We start from the raw sequence: 6,562 nt of genomic DNA, 5'->3' as shown, positions 1-6,562 counted from the left end.
ATTTAAATAAGAGACCGGACAAAGGGCTCCCAAAGGCGTCTTCCAAGATATTTTCCCTTATCTGTCGAATCCATCCCCGTATTTCGGCCAGGCTGCGAAGCGGGTGGCCGCCCCCTGAATCGGGGCGGCCGTAGGGAGGCGGTGTGGGCGGGGCAGAACGGGAAAGTGTCTGCAGTGGGGGCGCAAGTGGTGTCCCTCGATAAGAATTATTCTCTTTTGTAGGCGTAGACTAGGAGATTAACCAACGATAGTATCACTACTGCAATAAACATCATAAAGGAAACAGCGTCGCCGCTGGTTCCTAATTCATCTGCAAGGTAACCTATTTGATAGGTCAGATGAGCCGATACTGCCAAACTAATAAGGGTAATTATTGCGATTGTAAAGCCATTGATTATTTTATGGCGATTCCGAAAAATCATGATGAACAATGAGATGATCAGAATGAGGATAAACAGAATATATATGGGTCTAAAATGAGTAACTATATTTGTACTTTCCATCTATATAACTCCTTCCTGTATTTATAGATTGAGCGCTCATTCTTAACTTAAATAAAACGGATGAAACTCCCTTAAAGAATGATTCCATCATAATCCAGAAAAGTTATTAATTTCAATTATTGAGACGGTTTTACAAGAGCACGATCTTCATCATTTTAATCCGCGCACTCATAAAGCGAAAGGAGTCCTCTTCTCTTACGCCTGATCTGTTATTCATTCAAGATTATCATTAAAGTAGCCGCCCCCTGAATCAGGTGAGCTGTTAGGAGCTGTGGGTGTGTAGCGGCGGCAGGTGTGGTAAAATGGGAGGAAGACCGTTTAAGTGGTGAGTTCAAAAAGTCAAACTTTCAGCACCGAGAAGGTTGGATGAAGCTAGGGATTAGGAGCGGAGCGTACGTTTTGGGTACGTGAGCACCGGAAAGCCCGGCTGAATTCAAGATTCGATGTCGAGTGGGCTACTGGTGCTGCTTCGTGATCAAAGGGGGGCTTTTTGAACATCCACTTTAAGTGAAGGTATGAGGTGAACAGGACAATGCAGGGAACCATTCTGGTGGTGGATGACGAACAACCCATCGCCGATATTTTAAAGTTTAACTTGGAAAAAGAGGGCTATGAGGTCATCTGCGCTTTTGATGGCATTAGCGCGGTAGAGATTGCACTCACGAAGCGGCCGGATTTAATGCTGCTTGATTTGATGCTGCCCGGAAAAGACGGAATGGATGTGTGCCGCGAGGTACGTGCCGCGAACCTGCAGATCCCGATTATCATGCTGACGGCAAAGGACGGGGAGATCGACAAGGTGCTTGGACTTGAGCTTGGCGCGGATGATTACGTGACGAAGCCGTTCAGCACCAGAGAAATACTGGCACGCGTGAAGGCGCATCTGCGCCGTCAGCAGAAGCCGGACAACTCAGCGGATAACACAGGCGACACAAGTGCAGGCGGACAAGGCCTGCGGCTGTTTGAGCTGTTTATTGATACCGATATGTACATGGTATACAAAAGCGGGGAAGCGCTTGATCTGACGCACCGCGAATATGAATTGGTGTATTATTTGGCCCGTAATGCCGGCAAAGTGATGACTCGCGAACATTTGCTGCAGGCGGTATGGGGTTTTGAATACTTTGGCGATGTGCGGACTGTGGATGTTACCATTCGCCGACTTCGCGAGAAGATTGAAGAGAATCCGAGCAAGCCGGAATATATCCTGACTCGGCGCGGACTAGGCTACCTGATGCGCAGCGCTAAAAACGGAGGCCTGTAATGAAGTGGTTGTCCTTCTTCCGCACCATTCAGGCGAAGGTCATCATCATCTATGTCCTTCTCATTCTGATCGCGATGCAGCTGATCGGGGTGTATTTTGTTAGTGCGATGAAGAATTCGCTGACCAGCAACTTCACGAAGGATTTGCAGGAGCGCGCAGAGCTGATGTCGGTTCTGGCAGCCAAAACTCTTGGTGGCGAGAATGATACGGAGGAGGACCCGTATGAGAGCCTGCGTGTCATGGTGAACAATTTGTTCAATCTGAACGGAGCCGAGATCCAAGTGCTGGATCCCACCGGGCGGGTACTGACGACCTCGCTGCCCTCCCACGCTGATTATGTGAACACCAAGAACACGCAGACGGTTGTCAGCCGGGCCTTGCAGGGAATACAGGATAATGAAGAGTATATCATCGATGATGATAATATCCGCAAAAAAGTTGTGGCCAAGCCCGTCATGTACAACGAGAAAATCGTCGGTGCGATTTATATCGTAGCCAGCATGAGCGAGTTGTACAGCACGATGCAGCGGATCAACAATATTTTTATATCGGGCATTCTCTTGGCCCTTGGTTTGACGGCGGTGCTTGGCGTAATCCTGTCACATACGATTACCCATCCGATCAAGGAGCTGACCAAGCATGCCCGGGCTGTCGCGGATGGCCGGTTTACCGAGAAAACGCCAGTGTTCGGCAGCGATGAGATCGGCCAGCTCAGCCAGGCGTTCAACTATATGACCAGCCGTCTGCGCGAAGCCCTCTCACAGAACGAAGAAGAGAAAGAGAAGCTTGCTTCGATTCTGACCAATATGAGCGACGGCGTTATCGCAACCGATGAAGCGGGACGCGTCATTCTAATGAACCGGCGCGCCGGCGAAATGCTGGGCGTGGAGGGGGAAGAGCTGGCAGGACACGATATCGTGTCCCTACTGGGTCTTGAGGAGTCCGAGTCGGAGGCGCTGGCGCTCAGCGAAGGTCATGATTCCAAACTGCTGGAGATTGTGCCGCACGAGGGCAGCGAACCGTTCATGATGCGTGTGACCTTTACTCCGATTCACCGGCGGGAGATCGGCATCACTGGTACGATTGCGGTGCTGCAAGACGTTACAGAGCAAGAAAAATTGGAAGCATCCCGGCGGGAGTTCGTGGCGAATGTATCCCATGAGCTGCGCACGCCGCTGACAACCATCAAGAGTTATACCGAGGCGCTCGAGGATGGGGCGCTGGAGGATAAACAGATGGGGCCGCGATTTGTCGGCGTCATTCAGAATGAGACCGGCCGGATGATCCGGCTGGTAACGGACCTGCTGCATCTGTCACGGCTTGATTCCAAGGAGGCTGCGCTGCATAAGGAGCCAACGGACATTGTGGAGATGCTGGAGGACGTAGAGGACCGTTTCTCTTTCCAAATGAAGCAAAAGCATATCCGTACCATTATTGAGGTGAAACCGGGCGTATCGACAGCTATGCTGGACCGGGATGGCATTGATCAGGTTCTCGACAACCTGATATCTAATGCTCTTAAATATACGCCAGACGGAGGCACAATCACCATGGATGCAAGCATTACGGAGGAAGGCATGCTGTCCTTATCGGTAAAGGATACCGGGATCGGCATTCCGAAGAAGGATCTTGACCGGATCTTCGAGCGCTTCTACCGGGTAGATAAGGCCCGGACTCGCAATTTAGGCGGAACGGGGCTCGGTCTATCCATTGCCCGGGAAATTGTCAGGGCACATGGAGGTTTTATTACGCTTCATTCCGAGCTGGAGAAAGGCACCACGGTGACCTTCACCTTGCCCCTGGATTATGAGGGGAGGGCGTTAACGTGAAGGAACGATTAAAGACCATTCTATTGGTTGTGTTGGTCGTTGGCAGTTTGCTGCAGAGTTACGTTTTGATTTTCCGCTTTCCAGGCAGTGATTCGGTTGTGCAATCTAAGAACGCCTATATCCGAACCGAGGAAATGGGCCCGGAGGAAAAGGCTGAGAATCTGCTCTTTCCCGACAAGATGATTATTCATCTGGGCGAAGACCAACATACGGTGTTCTATCCGAATGATACGTTCTACAATCTCGTATATAACCGGCTTAAAGGCCGAACCTTTGATAATTTCCAGCGACGGATGGTCAGTAACATCGATTGGGCCAAGGTTCGCTCCGAGAATCGGGGCATTGAGCTGAGCTTTGATTCCGGCATTCCGGTTACCCTGCTCCAGAGAGTGATGCAGATCGTTCCGGATTCCCTGTTTGAAGGGGAGAGCATCAATAAAATATGGCTGTACAGCGTGGAAGGCGAAGCGAAGATTCATGTGATGTTTTTCAGTACGAAGGGCGATGTCGTTTATGAAGCTGCGCAGGCGGATTTGACCGTACAGGACGTGGATCAACTGGTGGACTTCGGGCTGAGCTGGACACCGTATAAGATGGTGAATGGCCGGTATTATACCCCGGAGAAGGAACTGAATATGGTCAGCATTGAACTGCCGATTGGCGAATATACGGTAGAGCAGATGCAGCGAAGTCTGTTCTTTGACCCTAGTATCACCCGCAACATCCGGGAAAAAGACGGGTCCGAGATTTATACGGACAGTAAGCGGAGCCTGCAGGTAGATCAGGGGCAGAAATGGGTCAGTTATACCGATCCGGCTGCGCCGCCATCCGGTGAGAGCAGCCCCGGCAAGGACGTGCTGTCCGCCATCGATTTCGTGAATCAGCACGGGGGCTGGAATGGCACGTACAGGCTGGCTAAGGCGGGTGAATCCGAGGATCGGACGCTGGTCAAATTCCAGCAGTACTATGGCGGATACCCGATCCTGAATACACCAGGCTTTCAGTATGGCGTCATGGAATTGGATTTACAGCAGGGAACAGTCACCTCGTATGAGCGCTCGCTCTTATATCTTGAGTCTGCTGCCTTGAAGAAGCAGATGGTGAAGCTGACAGGGGGCGAGGCCTTGGAAGCGAAGCTGAAGCCTTATATCGAGGAGAAAAATATGGTTATGGGTCTGGATCCTGCTTATTTACCGGTGCTGACGGGAGAAGGGCTGCTGTTGAAGCCGGTATGGGCCTTGGAGCTCCAGAACGGGTCAGTTATCACACTCGAATAAATGTTGAAGATGGAAATTGAATCACAAGGAGGGATGATCATGGATTGGGGCCGTGCCAAAAATGTATTGATTTACGCGTTTTTGCTGCTTAATCTGGTGCTGGGCTATCAGCTCTGGATGGATTACCGCGAGCAGGTCGGCTCCAATCTGGATTTCACCTCGCTTTCCGAGAGCACCCAGCAGGTGATGGAGGAGAATGGGATTCAATTGCTGAGTCCGATTCCAACAGAAACGCCGCAGCTGCCAAAGATTAATTATATCTACAGCGCGGAAGCCCAGGGAGAGCCGGTAGGGCTGGAGCAGCCGGTGGATACCAAGCTGATTTATGCCGATGAGAAAGAATTGCGGAATGCGCTGGAAGGCAAGATCGCGGATCTTGGGAACTATCGCCATGATGAGCCATCGGATAAGGAGAACGTCTTCGTATTCCGACCGTTGGTGCAGAAGGAATGGCCGCTGTTTAATGTGGAATTGGATTTTATCCATGAATCCCAGAAGATCCATGCGTTTCGCGTACCCGTGTTTGAGATTCTGCCAAGCAGCGATATGGTGGAGCAGAAGGTTCTGCCCGCATCGAAGGCATTGGAGACACTTATTGAACGTAATTTCATCCCGCCTGATTCGGCGGTAAGGGACATTCAGCTTGGCTATTATGGACAGTTGTTTAATACGGAGGATCAGTTAGCAGCACCAACCTGGCGGTTTACATTGGATCATGGCGAGATGATCTATGTACAAGGCATCAGCGGGGACGTGCTGACGCCAAAAAGCGATACGACAAAGGAGTAACAAGACTATGGGGATTTCATTTTCCGTGCTGTCGAGCGGCTCAACGGGCAATGCGACCATTGTCCGCAATGAGGATACGACACTGCTGATTGATGCGGGATTAAGTGCAAAGCGCATTGATGAGCTGTTGAAGGAACGCGAAATGATGGGAGAAGAAATCGACGGGATCCTGGTCACGCATGAGCATTCGGATCATATCCGTGGGCTTGGCGCAGTGGCACGCAAATACAATCTGCCGATCTATGCGAATGAGAAGACGTGGGAAGCGATGAGCAAGTCGCTGGGCAAGATTGCGGAAGAGAACCGGATTGTGCTGGAGAGTCATGAGGTCAAGGATTTTGGCACGCTGCGGGTGGAGCCGTTTGAAATATCCCATGACGCTGCGGCACCGGTCGGTTATTGCTTCTATGACGGCGACGAGAAGCTGGGCGTCGCTACGGACCTCGGTTATGTCAGTGATAAGGTGAAGAAAGCGCTGGATGGATCGGATGTCCTGGTCCTGGAAGCCAATCACGATATTGAGATGCTCCGGATGGGACGCTATCCGTGGAATACCAAACGCCGGATTCTCGGCGACATGGGGCATTTATCGAATAATTCGGCAGGCGATGCCTTAAGCGAGCTGTTGACGGGAGATACCAAACGTACATATCTTGCTCATCTCAGCCTCGATCACAACATGATGGAGCTGGCGAGAATGACCGTACGCGATACGATGGAGGACCGCGGCTGCTTCTTTAAGGATAGCGAGTTTAAATTGTGCGATACGTATTATGACCGTCCGACCCCTTGGGATAAGGTGGGAGAGTAGTTTAGGCAACGACAGGTTTACCGTAGGAAATTTATTTTCGAAGCCATCATATATTATTTATCATTATACAGGCATTACAAAAACAGCCC

At 50.8% G+C, this 6,562-nt stretch carries 6 protein-coding genes; 5 read left to right on the top strand and 1 reads right to left on the bottom strand.

Translation table 11 applies throughout. The features are described 5' to 3' along the window. Window positions 1–206: 206 nt before the first annotated feature. Entirely contained in the window at window positions 207–503 is a 297-nt protein-coding gene (locus ACOZB4_RS29890) for a hypothetical protein (protein WP_076326590.1), read from the bottom strand. A gap of 532 nt (window positions 504–1,035) precedes the next feature. On the opposite strand from ACOZB4_RS29890, the gene yycF reads away from it, so the two are divergent. From yycF to ACOZB4_RS29865, 5 genes are read left to right on the top strand one after another with little or no spacing between them, the layout of a single operon-like run. Beyond that, entirely contained in the window at window positions 1,036–1,767 is a 732-nt protein-coding gene (yycF, locus tag ACOZB4_RS29885; RefSeq protein ID WP_076326591.1) for a response regulator YycF, read from the top strand. Beyond that, window positions 1,767–3,596, top strand: coding sequence for a cell wall metabolism sensor histidine kinase WalK (walK, locus tag ACOZB4_RS29880; protein ID WP_379411865.1), 1,830 nt, complete (start codon window positions 1,767–1,769; stop codon window positions 3,594–3,596). Before yycF ends, walK begins: the two co-directional genes overlap by 1 nt. Further along, window positions 3,593–4,873, top strand: a complete 1,281-nt coding sequence (locus ACOZB4_RS29875; protein WP_339269110.1) for a YycH family regulatory protein — start codon at window positions 3,593–3,595, stop codon at window positions 4,871–4,873. Before walK ends, ACOZB4_RS29875 begins: the two co-directional genes overlap by 4 nt. A gap of 39 nt (window positions 4,874–4,912) precedes the next feature. Continuing rightward, entirely contained in the window at window positions 4,913–5,662 is a 750-nt protein-coding gene (gene yycI / locus ACOZB4_RS29870) for a two-component system regulatory protein YycI (protein WP_379411859.1), read from the top strand. Window positions 5,663–5,669: 7 nt separating this feature from the next. Then, complete coding sequence (locus ACOZB4_RS29865) at window positions 5,670–6,473, top strand: MBL fold metallo-hydrolase (RefSeq protein WP_379411856.1); 804 nt, start codon at window positions 5,670–5,672, stop codon at window positions 6,471–6,473. Window positions 6,474–6,562 lie beyond the last annotated feature (89 nt).

Origin of the sequence: Paenibacillus sp. NPDC058898, assembly GCF_049316025.1 — a bacterium.
Classification (GTDB): domain Bacteria; phylum Bacillota; class Bacilli; order Paenibacillales; family Paenibacillaceae; genus Paenibacillus_AQ.
The sequence above is the reverse complement of the archived record's forward strand: the minus strand, read 5'-3'. Positions and strand labels throughout refer to the sequence as shown.

Coding starts and splice junctions, on each gene's coding strand:
- ACOZB4_RS29890 (WP_076326590.1), bottom strand. CDS start 503: ATGGAAAGTACAAATATAGTTACTCATTTTAGACCCATATATATTCTG.
- ACOZB4_RS29865 (WP_379411856.1), top strand. CDS start 5,670: ATGGGGATTTCATTTTCCGTGCTGTCGAGCGGCTCAACGGGCAATGCG.
- yycF (WP_076326591.1), top strand. CDS start 1,036: ATGCAGGGAACCATTCTGGTGGTGGATGACGAACAACCCATCGCCGAT.
- yycI (WP_379411859.1), top strand. CDS start 4,913: ATGGATTGGGGCCGTGCCAAAAATGTATTGATTTACGCGTTTTTGCTG.
- walK (WP_379411865.1), top strand. CDS start 1,767: ATGAAGTGGTTGTCCTTCTTCCGCACCATTCAGGCGAAGGTCATCATC.